The following is a 21,022-nucleotide window of genomic DNA, read 5'->3' on the forward strand; positions in this document are numbered from 1 at the left end:
CGCGCCCTTCGCCGGTCGACTCGGCGCCCTTCGCCGGTCGACTCGGCGAAGCCGAATGGAGACCAGACGCGGCGGCCTCCGCTGGCCTCCATTCGCCGCGGGCGGCGAGTCGATCAGCGGCGGGCGCCCGTCTTTACGCCCCGACGAGGCGCTCGGCCAGGTAGGCCTTGAGGCCGGCGACCGGCACGCGCTCCTGCTGCATCGTGTCGCGATCGCGCACGGTCACGGCATCGTCCTCGAGCGAGTCGAAGTCGACCGTGACGCAGTACGGGGTGCCGATCTCGTCCTGTCGGCGGTAGCGGCGGCCGATCGCCTGCGTCTCGTCGTAGTCGACGTTCCAGTCACCGCGCAGCTCGTCGGCGATCCTCTGCGCGAGGGGCGTCAGCGTCTCCTTCTTCGACAGCGGCAGCACGGCCACCTTGAAGGGCGCGAGGCGCGGGTCGAGGCGCAGCACGGTGCGGGTCTCGGTGCCGCCCTTCGCGGTCGGCACCTCCTCCTCGTCGTAGGCCGACAGCAGGAAGGCCATGAGCGAGCGGGTGAGGCCGAACGACGGCTCGATGACATACGGCGTCCAGCGCTCGTTGGTCGTCGGGTCGAAGTACGACAGGTCGCGCCCGGAGACCGCGGCGTGGCTCTTCAGGTCGAAGTCGGTGCGGTTCGCGATGCCCATGAGCTCGCCCCACGGCTCGCCCTCGAAGCCGAAGTCGTACTCGACGTCGATCGTGCGGTCGCTGTAGTGCGCGCGGTCGCCGTCTGGCACGTCGAAGAGGCGGATGCTGTCGCGCGAGACGCCGAGGTCGACGAACCAGTTCACGCAGTCCTCGACCCACTTCTCGAAGTGCGCGGGCGCCTCGGCCGGCGGCACGAAGTACTCGATCTCCATCTGCTCGAACTCGCGGGTGCGGAAGATGAAGTTCCCGGGCGTGATCTCGTTGCGGAAGGCCTTGCCGATCTGGCCGACGCCGAACGGCGGCTTCTTGCGGCTCGTCTGCAGCAGGTTCAGGAAGTTCGTGAAGATGCCCTGCGCGGTCTCCGGCCGCAGGTAGGCGAGGCCCGACTCGTCTTCGACGACGCCGAGGTAGGTCTTGAGCATGCCGTTGAACTGGCGGATCGGCGTCCACTGCCCGACGACCTTCGGGTTGTCGGGGTCGGGGATGTCGTCGAGGCCGTTCACGGGCGGGTGCCCGTGCTCCTTCTCGTAGGCCTCGAAGAGGTGGTCGGCGCGGTAGCGCTTGTGGGTCACGAGCGACTCGGTGAGCGGGTCGTTGAAGGTCGCCAGGTGACCGGATGCCTCCCACGTCTTCGGGGGCAGGATGACCGACGAGTCGAGGCCGATCATGTCGCCCCGGCCGCGCACGAAGGTCTTCCACCACTGCCGCTTGATGTTCTCTTTGAGCTCGGTGCCGAGGGGGCCGTAGTCCCACGCGCTGCGGGTTCCGCCATAGATCTCGCCCGACTGGAACACGAAGCCGCGGTGCTGCGCGAGGGCGATGACGGACTCGAGACGGGACTGTTCGGCCATGGGCGGTTCTCCTGGAGGGACGGTGCAGATGAACCCCGCGAGGGGAATCCGGTCGATTCTACCGGGGCGCCCTCGCGCGGCCGTCTGGCACGTGATTTGGGGGGGCCCGGAAGCACATATGATCGACACATCAGGGGAGGGGGCCCGGTGTTCCATCGTCCAGAGGGAGATCTGCGCACCATGTCCTCCGCTGCCCAGCAGGCCTCAGGCCGACGCGCCCGCCACACCGCCGTGGCCGTGGGCCGGCACCGCGGCGAGGATCTCTCCGACAGCTTCGAGCGCGGGTTCGCGGCGCTTGCCGAGCTCGCTCTCGCCGGCGTCCAGGTCTCTGCGCGCGCGGTCGACCTCGCCTCTGGCCAGGTGCTCTTCTCGGTGGACGACCACGTCGTCATGCCGACCGCGTCCATCGGCAAGGTACTGCTGCTGATCGAGGTGGCCGCGCAGCTCGAGCAGCGCCAGGTGAGCGGGCTGACCCTGCTCGACCGCGAGGCAAGGGATGCCGTCGGGGACTCGGGCGTGTGGCAGCACCTCGCCGTGCCCTCGCTGCCCCTCGCGGACCTCGCGGCGCTCGTCGGCGCCACGAGCGACAACCTCGCGACGAACGTGCTGCTGCGGCGCATCGGCCTCGAAGCCGTCGGCGCGCGCACCGAGCAGCTCGGCCTCACCCGCACCGCGCTGCTCGACCTCGTGCGCGACCACCGCGGCCCCGACGACGCGCCGCAGCTCTCCATCGGCTCGGCGTCCGAGCTCACCTGGCTGTTCGCGGCGCTCGCGCGCGGCGAGATCGTCGACCAGGCGACGAGCCAGCGGGTCGTGCAGTGGCTCTCGCTCAACTCCGACCTGACCATGGTCGCGGCCTCGTTCGGGCTCGACCCCCTCGCGCACCGCGGCGCCGATCACGGCATCCTGCTCGTCAACAAGACCGGCACCGACAACGGCGTGCGCAGCGAGGTCGGCGTGCTGCGCGGCCCGCGGGCGGGCGTCGCGTATGCCGTCTCGATGTACTTCGACGACTCGGGCCTGCCGGCGCGGCTGCGCGTGCTCGACGGCATGCGCACCTTCGGCCTCGATCTGCTCGAGTACGTGCACTGAGACCACGCTGGTCGAGTAGCAGCCGGCGCCTGCGCCGGCCGCGTATCGAGACCCTCTCCTTGCGAGAAGAGGGTCTCGATACGGTCGCAGAGCGACCTACTCGACCAGCGGAGCGGAGCGGAGCGGGGCGACGTCACCAGATGGTGACGCGCTGCTCCTTCGGCAGGTAGAGGTCGTCGGACTCCTGCACGTCGAACGCCGCGTAGAACTCGTCGATGTTGCGCACGATCTGGTTGCAGCGGAACTCGTTCGGCGAGTGCGGGTCGATCGTGAGCAGCCGGATCACCTCTTCGTCGCGCCCCTTCTGCTGCCACGCCTGCGCCCACGACAGGAAGAAGCGCTGCGCGCCCGTGAGGCCGTCGATGACGGGCGACGGCACACCGCCGAGCGAGCGCACGTATGCCTTCCACGCGATGCCCAGGCCGCCGAGATCGCCGATGTTCTCGCCGATCGTGAGCGCGCCGTTCACGTGCGGCGAGCCCTCAGGCAGCTGCGCGGGCGTGAGCGCGTTGTATTGCTCGATGAGAGCGCCGGTCAGCTTCTCGAACGCCTGGCGGTCGGCATCCGTCCACCACGACTCGAGCTTGCCGTCGCCGTCGAACTTCGAGCCCTGGTCGTCGAAGCCGTGCCCGATCTCGTGGCCGATGACGGCGCCGATCGCGCCGTAGTTCGCGGCCGCGTCGCGGGCGGGGTCGAAGAACGGGAACTGCAGGATCGCGGCGGGGAACACGATCTCGTTGAACCCGGGGTTGTAGTAGGCGTTGATCGTCTGCGGGGTCATGAACCACTCGTCGCGGTCGATCGGCTTGCCGATCTTCGACAGCTCGCGGTGGAACTCGAACGCCGAGATCGCGCGCACGTTGGCGATGAGGTCGGTCGGGTCGACGTGCAGCGCCGAGTAGTCGCGCCACTTCACGGGGTAGCCGATCTTCGGCGTGAACTTGTCGAGCTTCTCGAGCGCGCGCTTCTTCGTGTCGTCACCCATCCAGGACAGCGAGCGGATGCTGTCGCGGTACGCCTCGATGAGGTTGGCGACCAGCTCGTCCATCTGCGCCTTCGACTCTTCGGGGAAGTGGCGCGCGACGTATTCGCGGCCGACCGCTTCGCCCATGCCGCCCTCGACGAACGAGACCCCGCGCTTCCAGCGCTCGCGCAGCTGCGGGGTGCCCGTCAGCGTGCGGCCGTAGAAGTCGAAGTTCGCGTTGACGAAGTCAGAGCTGAGGTAGGGCGCGCGGGCGTGGATGACCTGCCAGGTCTGCCAGTCCTTCCATGCGCCGAGCCGGTCGGCAGTGAGCAGCCCGGCGAGGCCCGCGGTGAACGACGGCTGCCGCAGCACGACCTCGCGCAGCGAGCCGTGCGGCGCCTTCAGGGCGTCGAGCCAGAGCTGCAGGTCGGCGCCCTCGGAGCTCGCGAGGCCCTTCACGTCCTGCCACGCGAACAGGTTGTAGGTCTTCTCGCTGTCGCGGGACTTCACGTTGTCCCAGTGGTGCTTCGCGATCTCGGTCTCGAGAGCGAACACGTTCTCGGCCCGGCGCGCGGCATCCGGCACGCCCGCCAACTCGAACATCGTCTGCACGTGCGTGCAGAACGCCTTGCGGATGCCGGCGAACGTCTCTTCCCGGTAGTACGACTCGTCCGGCAGCGAGAGCCCGGCCTGCTCGAAGAAGACGAGGTAGCGCTCGGGGTCGCCCGGGTCGTTGTCCACGAACAGCTGATAGAGGCCGCCCACGCCGTTGCGCTCGAAGTGCGCGAGCGTCTCGAGGAACTGCCCGATGGAGTGGACGTTGTCGATCATCGCGAGCGAGCTCGCGAGCGGAGCGGCTCCCAGCTGCTCGATGCGCTCGGTGTCCATGAAGCTCGTGAACAGGTCGCCGAACTTGCGCGCCTCGGTGCCGGGCTCGGCGTGCTGGGCCTCGGCGATGATGTCGCGCACGGCCTTCTCGGCCTCCTCCGCGAGGAGGTAGAAGGAGCCCCAGCGTGCCTTGTCTGCGGGGATCTCGGTGCGCTCGAGCCACGTGCCGTTGACGTGCCGGAACAGGTCGTCCTGCGGGCGGATGTCGGGGTCGAGTTCCTCGAGCTTGATGCCGGAGACGGGAGCGTCGGTCATGGTCCCCACCCTAGTGAGAGCCCAGGGCGCGGGCGTGTGACGAAATGTAACGCTCGGCGTCTTCATATACGAACGTATCGGCTGAGAGTGGAGGGATGCGTAGATTCACGACCGCCGCGGCGGCCGCAGCCGTCGCAGCCGCTCTGGTCCTCACCGGCTGCTCCTCCAACGGAAGCTCGAACTCCTCGAAGTCCGGCGGCACCCTGACCCTGCTCACCCCGGCCAGCACCGTTTCGCTCGACCCCGCGTCGAGCCAGAATCTGGCGACCACGACGCTCGGCCTCATCGACCGTCGTCTGACGACGTGGGAGGTGAAGCCCGGCCAGGACGCCAAGGTCGTGCCCGATCTCGCGACGAACACAGGCGACGTGAGCGACGGCGGCAAGACCTGGACCTACCACCTGAAGAGCGGCCTCAAGTTCTCGGACGGCTCCCCCGTCACGAGCGAAGACATCAAGTACGGCATCGAGCGCTCGTTCAGCGACCAGCTGCAGGGCGGCCTGAGCTATCACAAGACCCTCCTGGTGGGCGGCAGCAGCTACAAGGGCCCCTTCGACGGCAAGAGCCTCGACTCGATCGAGACCCCCGACGACAAGACCATCGTGTTCCACCTCGACAAGCCGTTCGGCGACTGGCCCTGGATCGCGTCGATGCCGGCGTTCTCGCCGGTGAAGGAGTCGAACGGCGCCCCCGCCAGCTACTCCAAGGCGCCGATCACGACCGGCCCCTACAAGGTCGAGAGCATCAAGGACGGCACCTCGCTCACGCTCACGCGCAACAAGTACTGGAGCAAGAAGACCGACTCGGTGCGCACCGCGTCGGCCGACAAGGTGGTCTTCCAGGAGAGCCAGAACCAGTCGACCGCCGTGCAGAACCTGATCAACGGCACCGGGCAGTACAAGAACGCGTTCGACGTGCAGTACCTCGGGGCATCCGATCTGGCATCCGTGACCCACAACGCCGCGGCGAAGTCGCGGCTCGCGACGTCCAAGGCGGGCCCGATCCAGTACCTGTCGCTGAACACGCAGAAGGGCGACCTCAAGAACCTCAAGGTGCGCCAGGCGATCGAGTACGCCGTCGACAAGCAGTCCTACCTCGTCGCCTCGGGCGGTGAGCAGGCGGGGGTGCTCGCGAGCACGCTCATCACGCCCGGCATCGCGGGCCGTGTCGACTACGACCTCTACAAGGCGCCCGCCTCGGGCGACGTCAGCAAGGCGAAGGCCCTTCTCGGCGAGGCCGGCGTGAGCTCGCTGAAGCTCACGCTGCTCACGCAGAACGACGCGGCGTCGCTCGCGCAGGCGCAGGCCATTCAGCAGGGGCTGAAGCGGGCGAACATCACCGTGACCCTCAAGACCGAGGACGCCGACTCGTTCTACACCGACGTCGCCGTCAGCCACCCGAGCTTCGACCTGGCGCTGATGAGCTGGCAGCCCGACTTCCCGTCGGCGAACTCGAACATCTCGCCGCTGTTCGACTCGAGCCAGATCGGCAACGGCAACTTCAACGTGTCGCAGTACTCGAACCCCGCTGTCGACGCGGCGATCGCCACGGCGCAGGCCGAGGTCGACCAGAAGAAGGCGCAGGCCGACTGGGCCGCGATCGACAAGCAGATCATGGCCGACGCACCCGTCGTGCCCCTGATCTACGCGAAGCAGTCCTTCCTGCGCGGCGCGGGGGTCGGGAACTTCTTCATCCCGTCCTTCCCCGCCTACCCGGACTACCGGACCGTCACACTGGAGAAGTGAGTCCGACCAGCCCCGCACCGGTTCTCTCCGTTCGGGACCTCTCAGTTTCGTTCTCCGCAGGAGACGCCGCAGGCACTGCCGAAGCCGGCCGAGTCGTCGACTCGGTCGGCTTCGACCTTGCCCCCGGCCGCGTGCTCGCCGTCGTCGGCGAGTCCGGCTCGGGCAAGTCGGTGACGGCCATGAGCGTGCTCGGCCTGCTTCCCGACAGCGCGACGGTCACGGGCAGCGTGCGCCTCGAGGGCCGCGAGCTGATCGGGGCGCCGGCGGCCGAATTGCGGGCGGTGCGCGGCGGCCGCATCGGCACCGTCTTCCAGGAGCCGATGAGCGCCTTCGACCCCGTCTACACCATCGGGCAGCAGATCGCCGAGGCGATCAGGGTGCACCGGCCCGGGGTGCGGGGGCGTGCCCTGCGCGATCGCGTGCACGAGCTGCTGCGCTCGGTCGGCCTGCCTGAGGCGCACCGCATTGCGGCGTCGCACCCGCACGAGCTCTCGGGCGGCCAGCTGCAGCGCTCGATGATCGCGATGGCGATCAGCTGCGACCCCGTCGCGATCATCGCCGATGAGCCGACGACGGCCCTCGACGTGACGGTGCAGGCCGGCATCCTCGACCTGCTGCGCGCGCTGCGCGACGAGCGGGGCACCGCGATCCTGCTCATCACGCACGACATGGGCGTCGTCGCCGACCTCGCCGACGACGTGCTCGTGATGCGCCGCGGCGAGGCACTCGAGTCGGGCCCCGTCGCCGACGTGTTCGACCGGCCGCGCTCCGATTACACGCGCGGCCTGCTGGCCGCCGTGCCCACGCTGACCGAGTTGAGCGAGACGGATGCCCCGGCCGGCCAGCAGCCCGTGCAGAAGACGCCCGCCGCCCCGGTGTCTGCGCCGGTGCCGGCGCCGGCGCCCGCGGCCGAGCCCGAGCCCGAGCCGACGGTCGTGCTCGACGGCGCGAGCGTCGTCTTCCGCCGCCGCGGCGCCGCCGTGCACGCGGTCAGCGAGGTCGGCTTCACGATCGGCCGCGGCGAGGTGGTCGGCCTCGTTGGCGAGTCCGGCTCGGGGAAGTCGACGATCGGCCGCGCCCTCGTCGGCCTCGTGCCGATCTCGGCCGGCCGCGCGACCGTCGGCGGCGTCGAGCTCGGCCGCGCGGGGCGGCGCGAGCGGCGCCGCGTGCGCAGCCGCATCGGCTACGTCTTCCAAGACCCCGCCTCGTCGCTCAACCCGCGCAACACCGTGGGCACGAGCATCGCCGAGCCGCTTGCCCTGCACACGGGCGACTCCCCCGCGGCCCGAGCCGCGCGAGCGCGCGAGCTGCTGGAGCAGGTGCAGCTGCCGCCCGAGTTCGCCGACCGCTACCCCCACGAGCTGTCGGGCGGCCAGCGGCAGCGCGTCGCCATCGCCCGCGCCCTCGCGCTCGAGCCCGAGCTGCTGATCGCCGACGAGCCGACCTCGGCGCTGGACGTGTCGGTGCAGGCATCCGTTCTCGAGCTGCTCGAGCGCCTGCAGGCGCGGCACGGCTTCGCCTGCCTCTTCATCAGCCACGACCTGGCGGTCGTGCGCCGTCTCGCCGACCGGGTCGTCGTGCTGCAGGCCGGCCGCGTCGTCGAGCAGGGGCCGGCGGCCGAGGTGCTCGCCGCGCCCGCGCAGCCGTACACGCGGCGCCTGCTCGCCGCAGCGCCCGTCGCCGACCCGGCCGCGCAGGCGCTGCGGCGCGCGCAGTGGCGCGAGCTCGAGGCGGTGGCCGAGTGAACGGGCTGGGCAGCGTCTGGGGACACATCCGCCGCGACCCGTGGGCGCTCGGCGGCGTGATCGTCGTCGGCGTGTTCGTGCTGGCCGCGATCTTCGCCCCTCTGATCACGGCGATCAACGGGCAGGACCCGTACACGTACCACCTGCACGCCCTCGACGGCTCGGGCGCGCCGAAGGGCTTCGGCGGCGGCATCTCGTGGCAGCACTGGTTCGGCGTCGAGCCGCTGACCGGCCGCGACCTGTTCGCGATCGTCGTCTACGGCAGCAGGCTGTCGCTGACGGTCGGCGTGCTGGCCACCGCGGTCGCCGTCGCGATCGGCGTCGCCGTCGGGCTCACCGCCGGCTACTTCGGCGGCTGGTACGACCGCATCGCGAGCCGCGTCGTCGACGTCATGCTCGGCTTCCCGAGCCTCATCTTCATGATCTCGCTCACCGCGATCGCGGCGGCCGCGTTCCCGAGGCCCGTGCTCATGGTGCTGGTGATCGGATTCTTCGGCTGGCCCGCCGTGGCGCGGGTCGTGCGCGGCCAGACGCTTTCGCTGCGGCAGCGCACCTTCGTCGTGGCGTCCGAGGCGATGGGCGCGGGCGACGGGCATGTGCTCTGGCGCCAGCTGCTGCCGAACGTGGGGGCGACCATCATCGTCTACGCGACGATCCTGGTGCCGGCGATGATCGGCACCGAGGCGGCGCTCTCGTTCCTCGGCGTCGGGGTGCCACCGCCCACGCCGTCGTGGGGCCGCACGATCGGCGACGCCGTCGCGTGGTTCTCGACCGACCCGGCATACCTCGCGTTCCCGGGCGGCGCGCTCTTCCTCGTCACGCTCGCCCTGAACGCGTTCGGCGACGGGCTGCGGGACGCCCTCGACCCGCGGGTGAACCGCAGGCGGGGCATCCGCTCGAAATCGACGACCGCCGAGCCCGGGAAGCCGGGCGCGCATGAGGAGGTGACCGCCTGATGCGCATCGCCCGCCTGATCGGAAGCCGCCTCATCGGCGTCGTCATCGTGCTGCTCGTCGTGACGGCCGTGACGTTCGTGATCTTCTATCTGCTGCCGTCGAACCCGGCGCAGCTGTCGTGCGGCAAGCCGTGCACGCCCGAGAACCTGGCGCGCGCGAAGGACTACCTCGGCCTCAACCTGCCGTGGTACGGCCAGTTCTGGGAGTTCCTGAAGGGCATCGTCGCGGGTCGCACCTTCGGCACGGGCGCCGGCGCGATCGCGTGCGCGGCGCCCTGCTTCGGGTACTCGTTCCAGCTGAACACGCCCGTCACCGAGCTGATCCTGACCCGCTTCCCCGTCACGGCGTCGATCGCGGTCGGCGCGGCGGTGCTGTGGTTCATCGCCGGTGTGGCAGGCGGCGCCGCGGCGGCGGTGTGGCGCCGACGCGCCGCCGACCGGGCCATCATGACGGTCGCGATCGCCGGGGTCTCGGCGCCCGCCTATCTCGTGGGCATGCTGCTGATCCTGCTGTTCGGCTTCGCGCTCGGCTGGCTTCCGACGGGCGGCTACGAGCCGTTCGGCGACGACCCGGTGGGGTGGTTCACGCACCTGCTGCTGCCCTGGACGGCCCTCGCCTTCATCAGCGCCGCCGTCTACGCGCGGCTCACCCGCAGCGAGCTGATCGACCAGCTCGGGCAGGACTACATCCGCACGGTGCGCGCCAAGGGGCTGACCGAGGGACGGGTCATCATGCGGCACGGGCTGCGGAACGCGCTGATTCCGGTCGTGACGCTGTTCGGGCTCGACCTCGGCGCGCTGCTCGGCGGCGCCGTGATCTCCGAGCGGGTGTTCTCGATGCAGGGCATCGGCGCGCTGCTGATCACCTCGATCGGCTCGCGCGACCTGCAGGTGGTCGTCGGCGTGACGCTGTTCGCGGCGTTCCTGATCGCGATCGCGAACGTGCTGGTCGACATCGTCTACGGCCTGATCGACCCGCGGGTGCGCGCCCGGGCCTGAGCGCGCTTTTGCGTCCCGCGCCGACGTTCGCGCCTCCGGCCAGGGGCGCAAACGTCGGCGCGGGGCACTAAACCCGGGGCACTAGCGCTGGTCGCGGCGGCTCGCCAGCCACTCCTCGTAGAGCTCGGGCATCCGCACGCGCATGAACTCGAAGAACTCCTGCATCTCGACGAGGCGCGCGAGCGGGCCTTCAGCGCGGGCCGAGCGCGCCGCCGCGATGCCGTCGGGCAGCGTCGCCGCGATCTCGGAATAGAACGGCGGCTGCCGCAGCGACGCCGTGTACCAGGCCGACTCGGGCAGCTCGTAGAGCTCCTTCCGCGAGCCGCGGTGCGCCCGGCGCCGCACCATGCCGAGCCGCTCGAGGTACGTGATCGCGCCCGACACCGCGGCGGCGCTGATGCCGAGGCGGTCTCGCAGCTCGGCGGCCGTCAGCGCGGCATCCGGCGACAGCATCAGCGTCATCAGCACGCGCGAGGCCATGCGCGGGAACCCGGCGACCGTGAACAGCGCGGCGAGCCGCTCGGCGTACTCCTGCAGTTCGTCACTCATGCGTCATGCGCCCGGCTTCGTGTCGCGAAGTCTGAAGAGAACAAGGGATGCCACGACCAGCGCGATCGCGATGAGAGCCATCGCCCAGCCGCCGGTGAAATCCGGGTGGGGCAGCGCGATCGCCGGCGTGTGGGCGAACGGCGCCAGGTCGCGAGCCCACTGCGGCAGACCGAACAGCGGCCCGAACAGCCCGAAGATCGCGGCCAGCCCGAAGACGGCCCAGCCGACGGCGATCGTCGCGTTCGGCAGCACCGCGAACACGAGCGCGACGATTCCGAGGAAGACGAGGACCGCAGGCGCCTCCCACACGACCGCCCAGAACCAGGTCGCGAAGCCGCCGCCCTTGTCGCCGGCGACCGCCCCGGCGACGAGTCCGCCGAGCACGAGCGCGAGCACGGCGCCGACGCCCGCCACGACGACGAACGAGAGCATCCACGGCATGCGGCCGGCGGCGGTGCTCAGCACGGCGTCGGTGCCGCCCGCGACCTCCTCCTGCCGCAGGCGCATCGCACCCTGCACACAGATCGCCGATGCGAGCAGCGCAGAGAAGATCGCGCCGACGTTGACGAACGCCTGCAGCAGCGAGCCGCTCGAGCCGTCCCCGCCGCCGATCTCGTCGAGCGCGTTGGTCACGCCGGCGCCCGCCGTTTGCAGCTGATCGACCATGACCCCCGACAGTCCGCCGAGCAATAGAGCACCGGCGACGACGGCCGTGATCCAGCCGATCAGCACCCCGCGCTGCAGCCGCAGCGCGAGCCCGATCGACCCGCGGAGCACCGTCGAGGCCGCAGCCCGGCCCCGCCGCTCGGCGAACACGCCGGCGCCGACGTCGCGCCGATCCTGAATCACCAGAGCGGCCGCGGTCAGCACGACGAACGCCGCGACCCCCAGCAGCAGCGGCCACACCCGCGCGTGCGGTGACCACGGCAGCGTGCGCTGCGCCCACCCGATCGGGCTCGCCCAGATCGGCCACGCCGGCGTGAGTGTCGCGGTGGCGAGGTGCGGGGTGCCGGTCGCGTCGCCGAGGCCCCGCACCACATAGGCCGCGAGAACGAGCGCCGCCGCCCACCCGTTCGCCGAGCGACCCGCCGGGAAGAGCTGCGCGAGCAGGAACGCCACCCCCACGAAGGTCAGCCCGACGGCGCCGAGAGCGGCGCCGAAGAGCCACGACCCGCCCGTGGGGAGGCCGCCGGCGAGACATCCGACCGCCACTGCGATCATCGCGATCACGTTGGCGATGACCCCCAGCGCGATGACCGCGAGGCTCGGCGCCCAGCGCCCTGCGGCCGTCGCCGCGATCGTCTCGGTCTGGCCGAGCGCCTCTTCCGCGCGGGTGTTGCGCACCACGAGGAAGGTCGACTGGAACGCCACGAGCACGGCGATGAAGGTGAGCCCGAGCAGCGCCATGAAGTCGCCCGCGCTCGTGCCCTGCGGAGTGCCGCGGAACAGCAGGATCGCGGGCGTGACCATCATGACCTTCACCGTGTTCGCCCGCTCGACGGCCGTGCCGTAGGTCGTGTGCACGGCGCTCACGACCAGGTAGGCGAGCAGGAAGTGGACGACCGCCCACACGGCGAGCTGCCAGCGGTCGCGCCGCAGGCGGAAGCGCAGCAGCGTGCCGAACATCACGCCGCCTCGGCGGGCGGAACGAGGTCGCCGTAGTGCCTGAGGAAGAGCTCCTCGAGCGATGGCGGCGCGACCTGCAGCCCCTGCACGCCGAGGGCGCCGAGGGCGGGCAGCACGCCCGCGACCGCGTCGGAGTCGACCGTGAACGAGACGCGCCCTTCGGCGAGCGCGAGGTCGTGCACGCCGGGGATGCCGGCGAGCTGGGCATCCGTCAGCATCGCGCCGCCGGCGCCCGCGCGCTCGAAGCTGAACGACGTGCGCGTGAGGTGCCTCAGCTCGGTGAGCGTTCCCGACTCGACCACGCGGCCGGCGCGCACGATCGAGATGCGGGTGCACAGCTTCTCGACCTCGCTCAGGATGTGCGAGCTGAGCAGCACCGTGCCACCGTCGGCGGCGACGCGGCCGACCTGCCGCGTGAAGACCGACTCCATCAGCGGGTCGAGGCCGCTCGTCGGCTCGTCGAAGACATACAGCTCGGCGGGGTGCGCGAACGCCGCGATCAGGGCGACCTTCTGCCGGTTGCCCTTCGAATAGCTGCGCGCCCTCTTGGTCGGGTCGAACTGGAACGCGTCGATGAGCTCGGCGCGCCGGCTCCTGTACGCGGCGGATGTCGCGTCGCCGCCGCGCAGGCGCACCAGCAGGTCGATCGTCTCGCCGCCGCTGAGGTTGGGCCAGAGCGCCACGTCACCGGGGATGGTCGCGATGCGGCGATGAAGGGCGGATGCCTCGCGCCACGGATCCCGGCCGAAGACCCGCGCCTCGCCCGCGGTCGCTCGGGCGAGCCCGAGCAGCACGCGGATCGTCGTCGACTTGCCTGCGCCGTTCGGCCCGAGGAAACCGTGCACCTCGCCGCGGCCGACCGAGAGATCGAGCCCGTCGAGGGCGCGCACCCGGCCGAAGTGCTTGGTGAGACCCCGGGTCTCGATGACCGGTTGCCCGGCGTCTGCTGCATTCACGGGGCACAAGCTACGCCGCGTTCACCATTTTGTGAATAAAGAAAACGCCTCTCACCCCGCGCGTACGGCGCACTCGCTAGCTCGGCGGCGCGTTCGGCGCGAGTACGCCGTACTCGCCGGCCGCAGCAGCGCGCGCGACGTCCCGGCGCTTGAGCGCGCGGCTCACGAGCAGCCACGCGAGGAACGACGCGACGAGGTAGCCGATGATCGTGAGCACCGTGACGCCCGCGCCGAGATAGCGATCGGGCAGGCTGTCGGCGGCGCTCGCGCCGAGGTCGAACAGGCTGTGAGCGACCGCCGACGCGAGCCAGGCGAGCACGGCGCCGACGGCGAGTCGGTAGCGCGGCCGCCCACCGCTGCTCTCGCCCTCGGCCCCCGGCTGCCGCGCCACGGCGAACCACGCCGCCGTGGCGAGCCCCGTCATCACCGGGTGCAGGAACGGCCCGAGCAGCTGCCGCGAGACGGCCGTTCCGAGCGTGCCGACCAGCGCACCCTGATGCGCGAGGCCCACCGACCACGCCGTCTCGAGGTAGCCGAGGTTCTCGACGAACGCGAAGCCGAAGCCGACCGCGGCGCCGACGTACAGCCCGACGCGACCGTTCTTCACCGGCAGCGAGCGCCCGAGCAGCAGCGCGGCGCCGAGCTTCGCCGACTCTTCGACGAAGCCGACCAGCGCGAAGCTGAGCGTGGCCGGGCGGGCCGCGGTGCCCCCGGCGAACGCGTCGATCGTGCCGTTCGCCATAGCCGCCGCGGCGGCGGCGAGGAATCCGGCGAGCAGGCCGCCGCCGATGAGACGCCCCACCGACAGCCGCCAGCGCGGTTGCAGGCGATAGGCCATCGTGTAGAGGAAGCCGGCGATGACGCATCCGCTGCCGATGAGCAGCAGCACAGGGTCGAGCACCTGGTAGTCGCGCGGCGACGGGCGCTGCACGTCGCGCAGCAGCCAGGCCACAAGGAACTCGAGGCCGATGATCGCGACGGCGCCGAGGGCGATCCAGAGGCCACCCCACGCGCCGAGCCACTTCCGTGGCGGCCTCGGCTCCCTCTGCGGCAGCACGCGCGGCTGCGGTGCGGCTGGCGGCTGCGGCGGGTAGAGCCGCCGCCAGTCCTCATGAGGCGAGTGCTGCTGCGGCACCGGCACGCGGTCGGGAGTGTCGGTCATCCCTGCATTCTTCCCGACCCTGAAAAGATCTAGCGATGCCCTTGATAAAGCCGACGCCCGGCGCGAGCACGACCGACCGCGAGATCCTCGCGCTCGCGGTGCCCGCCCTCGGCGCGCTCGTGGCCGAGCCGGTCTTCCTGCTCGTCGACAGTGCGCTCGTCGGCCACCTCGGCCGTGTGCCGCTCGCCGGGCTCGGCCTCGCGAGCGCCGTGCTGCAGACGGTCGTCGGCCTCATGGTGTTCCTCGCCTACGGCACGACTCCCGCCGTCGCGCGCCGGCTCGGCGCGGGCGACCGCGCGGGCGCCATCTCGCTCGGCGTCGACGGCACGTGGCTCGCGACGGCCCTCGGGGTCGCGCTGGGGGCGATCGGATTCCTCGCCGCGCCGTACCTCGTCGGCCTGTTCTCCGCCGCGTCCGAGGTCACGCAGCAGGCATCCGCCTATCTGCGCGTCGCCATGATCGGGCTGCCCGCCATGCTCATCGTGTACGCCGCGACGGGCCTGCTGCGCGGCCTGCAGGACACGCGCACGCCGCTCGCCGTCGCGGTCGCGGGCTTCATCGCCAACGCGGGGCTGAACGGATTCTTCATCTACGGCCTGCACCTCGGGGTCGTCGGCTCGGCCGTCGGCACCGACGTGGCGCAGTGGGGCATGGTGGCGGCGTACGTGGTGGTGATCGTGCGGCGGGCGCGTGCCGAGCACGCGTCGCTCAGGCCGCACGCGCGCGGGGTGCTCGGCGTCGCGGGCGCCGGGTGGTGGCTGCTCATCAGGACCGCCGCCCTGCGCGCGGCGCTGCTGCTCGCGACCTGGGCGGCGACCCGGCTCGGCTCGGTCGAGCTCGCGGGGTGGCAGCTCGTCATGACGGTGTTCAACACGCTCGCCTTCGCGCTCGACGCGCTCGCGATCGCGGCGCAGGCGCTGATCGGGCACGGGCTCGGGGCCTCAGATGTCGACCGTGTGCGGGCGGTGCTTCGGCGCTGCCTGCAATGGGGCATCGGGGCGGGGGTCGTGCTCGGCGCCGTCGTGCTCGTGCTCTCGCCCTGGCTCGGGCGCGCCTTCACGAGCGACCCGCATGTGCTCGCCGTGCTGCCCGTCGGGGTGGCGCTGATCGCGGTCGCCGCACCGCTCGACGGCTTCGTGTTCGTGCTCGACGGGGTGCTGATCGGCGCCGGCGACGCCCGCTACCTCGCGCTCACGGGGCTGCTCAACCTCTCGTGCTTCGTGCCGTGCGCCGTGCTGGTCGCAGTGCTCGTGCCTGGGTCGGGGCTGCCCTCCTGGCTGGGGTTCGCGCTGCTCGCGGCATCCTTCGCCTTCATCTATCTCGGCGCCCGCGCGCTCACCCTCGGCCTGCGCGCCCGCTCGCCGCGCTGGCTGGTCACGGGTGCCTAGCCGGGTCGTCACGAACGCGGCCCATCGGCGCGAATGAGCCGACTCTGTGACGACCGGGGCGCACGCGGGTACCGTCAGCAGCGTGGCCAAAGCTGACACGACCGAATCCGCGACGCTGCTGATCCTGGGCGCGAGTGGCGATCTCGCCTCGCGCCTGCTCATGCCCGGCCTCGGCGGCCTGCTCACGGTGCAGCCCGAGCGGCGCGTGCAGCTCATCGGCGCGGGCGTCGAGACGTATACGGATGCCGAGTGGAAGGGCCGCGTCACGACGGCGATGACGGCGGGCAGCGCGAAGGGCCGCGCGGTCACCGATCTCCTCAAGCGCACGAGCTATCTCACCGCCGACGTCACGAAGCCCGCCGACCTGAAGAGGCTGCTGGCCGCGTGCGAGAACCCGCCCGCCATCTACTTCGCGCTGCCCCCGGCGATCACCGCGAAAGCCTGCGACGCCCTGGTCGGGCTGCTGCCCGAGGGAACCCGGCTGGCGCTGGAGAAGCCGTTCGGCGTCGATGAGGCATCCGCTCACACCCTCAACCAGAAGCTCGCGACCCTCGTGCCCGAGGACCACGTCTTCCGCGTCGACCATTTCCTCGGCACGAGCGGGGTGCTCAACATCCTCGGCACGCGCTTCGCGAACCGCATCATCGAGCCGCTGCTCAACAACACCCACGTCGCGTCGGTCGACATCGTCTTCGACGAGACGCTCGGGCTCGAGGGCCGCGCCCGCTACTACGACCACGCGGGCGCGCTGGTCGACATGATCCAGAGCCACCTGCTGCAGACGCTCGCCGTCGTGGCGATGGAGCCGCCTGCCGCCCTGGAGGCGACCGACGTGCGCGATCTCAAGGCGCTCGCGCTGCGCGCGACCCGGCTGTGGGCGGATGACCCGGCCGCGGCATCCCGTCGCGGGCGCTATACCGCCGGCACCATCGACGGCCGCACACTGCCGTCGTATGTGGACGAAGAGGGGGTCGACCCGAAGAACGAGACCGAGACGCTCGCCGAGCTGACGGTCGAGGTGCGCAGCAACCGCTGGGCCGGCGTGCCGTTCACGCTGCGCAGCGGAAAGGCGCTCGGCGCGCCGCGGCACGAGATCGTCTTCACGTTCCGTCCCCCGGCGCACGTGCCCGAGCGCATCCGCGGCTCCGACCGGCCGAACCGGCTGCGCCTCGACCTCAAGACACTCGAGATGACGCTCGAGCTCGACGTGAACGGGCCGGGCGACCCGTACACGATCGACCACGTCGAACTGCGCGCCGAACTCAACCCCGGCCAGCTGCCGGCCTATGGCGAGGTGCTCGCCGGGGTGCTCGAGGGCGACCCCATGCTCGCCGTGCGCGGTGACACGGCGGAGGAGTGCTGGCGGCTCGTCGACCCGGTGCTCACTGCTTGGAAGAAGGGCAAGGTGCCCCTCGACGAGTACAGGGCCGGGTCGAGCGGGCCATGGAAGACGCCGCTGGTCGAGTAGGTCGCTCACCGTATCCGCCGGGCCGAGTAGCCCGCGCGAATCCGGGCGTATCGCAGCCAGACCCTCTCCTCGCAGGAACGGGTCTCGATACGCGCTTCGCGCTACTCGACCACCGGCACCGGCGCCGTCGTGTTCCCCTCGTGGAACTCGGCCGTGAACAGGCGCGACGCGACGTCGTTGCCGGCGAGCATCGCCTTGACCGCCCGCCCGGCCGCGCGGCCTTTCTCGGCAGCGGGCTGCACCAGCGTCGTCAGGTCGTAGGGCCACAGCCCGTCGACCTTCACCCCGTCGAAGCCGATCACCGAGAGCTGCTCCGGCACGGCGATGCCGAGCTCTTCCGCCGCGCGGATCACGCCGGCGGCGAGCAGGTCGCTCTGCGCGATGATCGCGGTGGGGCGGTCGGATGCCTCGCCCGAAAGCAGCTCGAGAGCGGCCAGTCGCCCCTCCTCGACGTACGAGCCCGCCCCCGTGTACGCCGGCGCATCCGGGAAGACGTCGCGGGCGCCCGCGAGGCGCTCGAGCGTCGTCGCGCTCGTGCCGGCGGCGATCCGCTCAGGGGTCACAAGCGCCCGCCGGTGGTCGCGGTCGAGCGAGAGCGCGACGATCGCGACCCGCGTGTGGCCGAGGGCCTTGAGGTGCTCGGCGCCCCTGCGGGTCGCCTCGCGGTTATCCTGCAGGATCATGACGATGTCGTCGTCGCCCGGGTTGCCCTCGATCGCCACGACGGGAACGCCGCGGGCGCGCAGCGTGGCGATGGACTCCTCGAACCGGGGGCTGCAGCCCATCAGCACGGCGCCGTCGATGGGCGCGTCGCTCAGCGTGACCGGGTTCTTCTCGTCGCCCTCGGCTTCGCCCGCCACCTCGGTGAGCACCAGCAGGCCGGCGTCGATCGACCCCAGCTCTTCCGAGATGCCGTCGAGGGTCGCGATCTTGATGGGGTCACGGAATGCGTCGCGCACCCGCTCTTCGAGCACGACGCCGACGATGCCGCTGCGGCCTCGGCGCAGCGACCGCGCGCGCGGGTCGGGGCCCGCGTAGTTCAACTCGCGGGCGGCCTGCAGCACGCGCTCGCGGGTCGCGTCGGAGACCGGGCCGGTTCCGCTGAACGCCAGCGACGCCGTGGAGGCGCTGACGCCGGCGCGCGCCGCAACCGCGGCGAGCGTGGGGCGATGCTCCACGGAGTTGTCGACAGCGGTCACGCACGCTCCTTCGGCCTTCTCGGGCGGCTGGGCCCTGGCTTCCCTTCGGGCAGGGTTTCAGCTAGGTTAGCCGGACCATGCGCTCGAATCGATTCGAGCGCCGAATTCACAGCAAGTCTTCCGACCGCTTCACATGCGAAGCACCAGCCAAGTGAGCAACACCGTGAGCACCACCGACAGCCCCGCCGACCAGCCCTCCGCACCCCCCGCGCGCCCTCGCCCCGCCCCTGAATTGCGCAGCTGGCGCAACGCGGTCTTCGTGGTCTTCGCACTGAGCGGCGTGCTGCTGGCGAGCTTCGCCGCCCGCCTGCCCGCGGCGCGCGACGCCCTCGACATCGACCCCGGCCAGGTCGGACTCCTCATCATCTGCATCTCCATCGGCGCGATCCTCGGCCTCGTGGTCGCACCCGCCGCGAGCCACGTGCTCGGCGAGCGCTGGGGCATGGCGACGGGGCTCGTCTTCGGCGCGCTCGGGCTCGCACTCGCGGGGCTCGGTGCGACGCTCTGGGGCAACATCCCGGCGACCGTCATCGGGCTCGCGATGCTGGGCCTCGGCAACGGCGCCGTCGACGTGATGATGAACGTCTCGGGCGCCAGCGTCGAGCGGCGTATCGGGCGCACCCTCATGCCGCTCATGCACGCGTGCTTCTCGATCGGCACCGTGCTCGGGGCGCTCGCCGGCGCCGGCGCCGCGGCCGCCGACATTCCGATGTGGCTGCACCTGGCGCTCGTCGCCGTCGTCCTGATCGTCGTCGCGGTGATCGCCGTGCGGTTCGTGCCCGATCGGGTCGAGTCCCCCGACGAGGCGGGTGCGGCCGAGGCATCCGCTCACACCCCCGCGATCAGCACGGGGCAGCGCTTCCGGCGCTCCGTGGTCGCGCGCATCGTGGTGTGGCGCGACGTCACGCTCGTGATGATCGGCGTCGTCATGCTCGGCATGGCGTTCGCGGAAGGGTCGGCCAACGACTGGATCGCCCTCGCCGCCGTCGACGACCACGGCACGACGAAGGCCGCGGGGGCGCTCGTGCTCGACGTGTTCCTCGTCGCGATGACGCTGGGCCGCATCGCCGGCGGCCCGGTCGTCGACCGGCTCGGCCGGGTATGGGCGATCCGCATCACCGCGGGCCTCGGCGTCATCGGCCTGCTGCTGTTCATCATCGGCGGCGAGCCCGCCGTGTTCGTCACAGGCGCCGTGCTGTGGGGCCTCGGTGCCTCGCTCGGCTTCCCGCTCGGCATGTCGGCCGCCGCCGACGACGAGCGGAACGCGACCACCCGCGTGGCGGCCGTCGCGATGATCGGCTACCTCGCGTTCCTCGGCGGGCCGCCCGTCATCGGCTTCCTGGCCGACCACATCGGCATCCTGCACGCGCTCTACGTCGTGCTCGCGCTCGTCGTCGCGGCGTTCCTGTGCGCGCCCGCGCTGCGGCAGCGCAGCTACGAGGCCGGCACGGGCCGGGCGGATGCCTCGACGTCGCCGCTCTCCGCGCCGAACGCCGCCGAGCAGAACGGCTGAGCCGCGGCCTCACGGGGCGCCGATTCGACGAATCGGCCGCTCCGCCGGCGCCGCAGGTCACCGATACGGCGCGGCGAGGCTCGACACGCCGCGCCGGGCGGCCGGCTGCGCCGAATTGGTGACTTACGGCCGGGTACGGAGTGGCCCGGGCCACCGACGCTCAAGCGCTCTCGTAAACTCGACGGGTGCGTTTGGTGATCGCGAAGTGCTCCGTCGACTACGCCGGGCGCCTGTCGGCGCACCTGCCGCTCGCGACGCGCCTGCTCATGGTGAAGGCCGACGGCTCGCTGCTGGTGCACTCCGACGGCGGCTCGTACAAGCCGCTGAACTGGATGAGCCCGCCGTGCACGATCTCCTACGGCGAGCCGACCGAAGAGCAGGCATCCGCCGGCGTCACCCAGGTGTGGACGGTCAGCGCGACCAAGACCGACGACAAGCTGATCGTCGCGATCCACGAGGTGCAGCACGACAGCGCGCATGAGCTCGGCGTCGACCCGGGGCTCGTGAAAGACGGCGTCGAGGCACACCTGCAGAAGCTGCTCGCCGAGCAGATCGAACTGCTGGGCGACGGGCACACGCTGGTGCGTCGCGAGTACATGACGGCGATCGGGCCGGTCGACATCTTGGCGAGGGATGCCTCGGGCCGATCGGTCGCGGTGGAGTTGAAGCGCCGCGGCGACATCGACGGCGTCGAGCAGCTGACCCGCTACCTCGAGCTGATGAACCGCGACCCTCACCTCGCCCCGGTGACGGGCGTGTTCGCCGCGCAGGAGATCAAGCCGCAGGCGCGCACGCTCGCCGAGGACCGCGGCATCCGCTGCGTCGTGCTCGACTACGAGGCGATGAAGGGCGTCGACTCGGGCGTGCCGACCCTGTTCTGAGGACCCCGCTCAGCTCTTTGATAGCTTGGTGGCGGCCGCTTGCGGCCTCCGCCCAGTTCGCGGCCACCTGTTCCCGACAGGTGGGCGTATGGTGTGGCGGCGCGGATGCGGCCCG

The 21,022-nt window shown here is 71.3% G+C and carries 16 protein-coding genes; 9 read left to right on the forward strand and 7 right to left on the reverse strand.

Features of this window, described 5'->3' with window-relative positions; translation table 11 throughout:
• Positions 1–133 precede the first annotated feature (133 nt).
• Entirely contained in the window at positions 134–1,522 is a 1,389-nt protein-coding gene (locus ABD716_RS08205; RefSeq protein ID WP_344775703.1) for a glycine--tRNA ligase, read from the reverse strand.
• 180 nt (positions 1,523–1,702) lie between these two features.
• Between ABD716_RS08205 and ABD716_RS08210 the strand changes: the two genes are divergently transcribed.
• A complete protein-coding gene (locus tag ABD716_RS08210; RefSeq protein WP_344775705.1) occupies positions 1,703–2,614 on the forward strand; it encodes a serine hydrolase in 912 nt (303 codons plus the stop codon).
• A 133-nt stretch (positions 2,615–2,747) separates the two neighbouring features.
• Here the strand turns inward: ABD716_RS08210 and ABD716_RS08215 are convergent, their stop codons facing one another.
• Positions 2,748–4,721, reverse strand: a complete 1,974-nt coding sequence (locus ABD716_RS08215) for a M13 family metallopeptidase (protein WP_344775707.1) — start codon at positions 4,719–4,721, stop codon at positions 2,748–2,750.
• 95 nt (positions 4,722–4,816) lie between these two features.
• Between ABD716_RS08215 and ABD716_RS08220 the strand changes: the two genes are divergently transcribed.
• Genes ABD716_RS08220 through ABD716_RS08235 form a run of 4 tightly spaced genes read left to right on the forward strand, consistent with a single transcriptional unit; the run spans position 4,817 to position 10,165 of the window.
• Positions 4,817–6,466 carry an ABC transporter substrate-binding protein gene (locus ABD716_RS08220; protein WP_344775709.1) on the forward strand — a complete coding sequence of 550 codons (1,650 nt, stop codon included), beginning with the start codon at positions 4,817–4,819 and terminating at the stop codon, positions 6,464–6,466.
• Positions 6,463–8,211, forward strand: coding sequence for a dipeptide ABC transporter ATP-binding protein (locus ABD716_RS08225; RefSeq protein WP_344775711.1), 1,749 nt, complete (start codon positions 6,463–6,465; stop codon positions 8,209–8,211). The genes ABD716_RS08220 and ABD716_RS08225 overlap by 4 nt, the downstream gene beginning before the upstream one ends.
• Positions 8,208–9,167, forward strand: coding sequence for an ABC transporter permease (locus ABD716_RS08230; RefSeq protein WP_344775713.1), 960 nt, complete (start codon positions 8,208–8,210; stop codon positions 9,165–9,167). Before ABD716_RS08225 ends, ABD716_RS08230 begins: the two co-directional genes overlap by 4 nt.
• Complete coding sequence (locus ABD716_RS08235; protein ID WP_344775715.1) at positions 9,167–10,165, forward strand: ABC transporter permease; 999 nt, start codon at positions 9,167–9,169, stop codon at positions 10,163–10,165. The genes ABD716_RS08230 and ABD716_RS08235 overlap by 1 nt, the downstream gene beginning before the upstream one ends.
• Positions 10,166–10,246: 81 nt before the next feature.
• Here ABD716_RS08235 and ABD716_RS08240 read toward each other — a convergent pair whose 3' ends face one another.
• The 4 genes from ABD716_RS08240 to ABD716_RS08255 all read right to left on the reverse strand — a co-directional run bounded on the left by ABD716_RS08240 (position 10,247) and on the right by ABD716_RS08255 (position 14,458).
• On the reverse strand, positions 10,247–10,714 hold the full coding sequence (locus tag ABD716_RS08240; RefSeq protein ID WP_344775717.1) for a GbsR/MarR family transcriptional regulator: 468 nt from the start codon (positions 10,712–10,714) through the stop codon (positions 10,247–10,249).
• A 3-nt stretch (positions 10,715–10,717) separates the two neighbouring features.
• Complete coding sequence (locus ABD716_RS08245) at positions 10,718–12,340, reverse strand: ABC transporter permease (RefSeq protein ID WP_344775719.1); 1,623 nt, start codon at positions 12,338–12,340, stop codon at positions 10,718–10,720.
• Positions 12,340–13,296 carry an ABC transporter ATP-binding protein gene (locus ABD716_RS08250; RefSeq protein ID WP_344775721.1) on the reverse strand — a complete coding sequence of 319 codons (957 nt, stop codon included), beginning with the start codon at positions 13,294–13,296 and terminating at the stop codon, positions 12,340–12,342. The genes ABD716_RS08245 and ABD716_RS08250 overlap by 1 nt, the downstream gene beginning before the upstream one ends.
• A 76-nt stretch (positions 13,297–13,372) precedes the next feature.
• A complete protein-coding gene (locus ABD716_RS08255) occupies positions 13,373–14,458 on the reverse strand; it encodes a PrsW family glutamic-type intramembrane protease (protein WP_344775723.1) in 1,086 nt (361 codons plus the stop codon).
• Positions 14,459–14,493: 35 nt separating this feature from the next.
• Here ABD716_RS08255 and ABD716_RS08260 point away from each other — a divergent pair, with 35 nt between their 5' ends.
• A complete protein-coding gene (locus tag ABD716_RS08260) occupies positions 14,494–15,846 on the forward strand; it encodes an MATE family efflux transporter (protein ID WP_344775724.1) in 1,353 nt (450 codons plus the stop codon).
• An 82-nt stretch (positions 15,847–15,928) separates the two neighbouring features.
• On the forward strand, positions 15,929–17,314 hold the full coding sequence (locus tag ABD716_RS08265) for a glucose-6-phosphate dehydrogenase (protein ID WP_344775725.1): 1,386 nt from the start codon (positions 15,929–15,931) through the stop codon (positions 17,312–17,314).
• Positions 17,315–17,415: 101 nt separating this feature from the next.
• On the opposite strand, the gene ABD716_RS08270 is transcribed toward ABD716_RS08265, so the two are convergent.
• Positions 17,416–18,513, reverse strand: coding sequence for a LacI family DNA-binding transcriptional regulator (locus ABD716_RS08270; RefSeq protein WP_344775727.1), 1,098 nt, complete (start codon positions 18,511–18,513; stop codon positions 17,416–17,418).
• 151 nt (positions 18,514–18,664) lie between these two features.
• On the opposite strand from ABD716_RS08270, the gene ABD716_RS08275 reads away from it, so the two are divergent.
• On the forward strand, positions 18,665–20,026 hold the full coding sequence (locus ABD716_RS08275) for an MFS transporter (protein ID WP_344775729.1): 1,362 nt from the start codon (positions 18,665–18,667) through the stop codon (positions 20,024–20,026).
• 185 nt (positions 20,027–20,211) lie between these two features.
• Entirely contained in the window at positions 20,212–20,907 is a 696-nt protein-coding gene (gene nucS / locus ABD716_RS08280; protein WP_344775731.1) for an endonuclease NucS, read from the forward strand.
• Positions 20,908–21,022: the final 115 nt, after the last annotated feature.

The sequence above is a fragment of the Gryllotalpicola kribbensis genome, from assembly GCF_039538245.1.
GTDB lineage: Bacteria > Actinomycetota > Actinomycetes > Actinomycetales > Microbacteriaceae > Gryllotalpicola > Gryllotalpicola kribbensis.

Coding starts and splice junctions, on each gene's coding strand:
- ABD716_RS08240 (WP_344775717.1), bottom strand. CDS start 10,714: ATGAGTGACGAACTGCAGGAGTACGCCGAGCGGCTCGCCGCGCTGTTC.
- ABD716_RS08255 (WP_344775723.1), bottom strand. CDS start 14,458: ATGACCGACACTCCCGACCGCGTGCCGGTGCCGCAGCAGCACTCGCCT.
- ABD716_RS08260 (WP_344775724.1), top strand. CDS start 14,494: ATGCCCTTGATAAAGCCGACGCCCGGCGCGAGCACGACCGACCGCGAG.
- ABD716_RS08220 (WP_344775709.1), top strand. CDS start 4,817: ATGCGTAGATTCACGACCGCCGCGGCGGCCGCAGCCGTCGCAGCCGCT.
- ABD716_RS08210 (WP_344775705.1), top strand. CDS start 1,703: ATGTCCTCCGCTGCCCAGCAGGCCTCAGGCCGACGCGCCCGCCACACC.
- ABD716_RS08215 (WP_344775707.1), bottom strand. CDS start 4,721: ATGACCGACGCTCCCGTCTCCGGCATCAAGCTCGAGGAACTCGACCCC.
- ABD716_RS08205 (WP_344775703.1), bottom strand. CDS start 1,522: ATGGCCGAACAGTCCCGTCTCGAGTCCGTCATCGCCCTCGCGCAGCAC.
- ABD716_RS08245 (WP_344775719.1), bottom strand. CDS start 12,340: ATGTTCGGCACGCTGCTGCGCTTCCGCCTGCGGCGCGACCGCTGGCAG.
- ABD716_RS08235 (WP_344775715.1), top strand. CDS start 9,167: ATGCGCATCGCCCGCCTGATCGGAAGCCGCCTCATCGGCGTCGTCATC.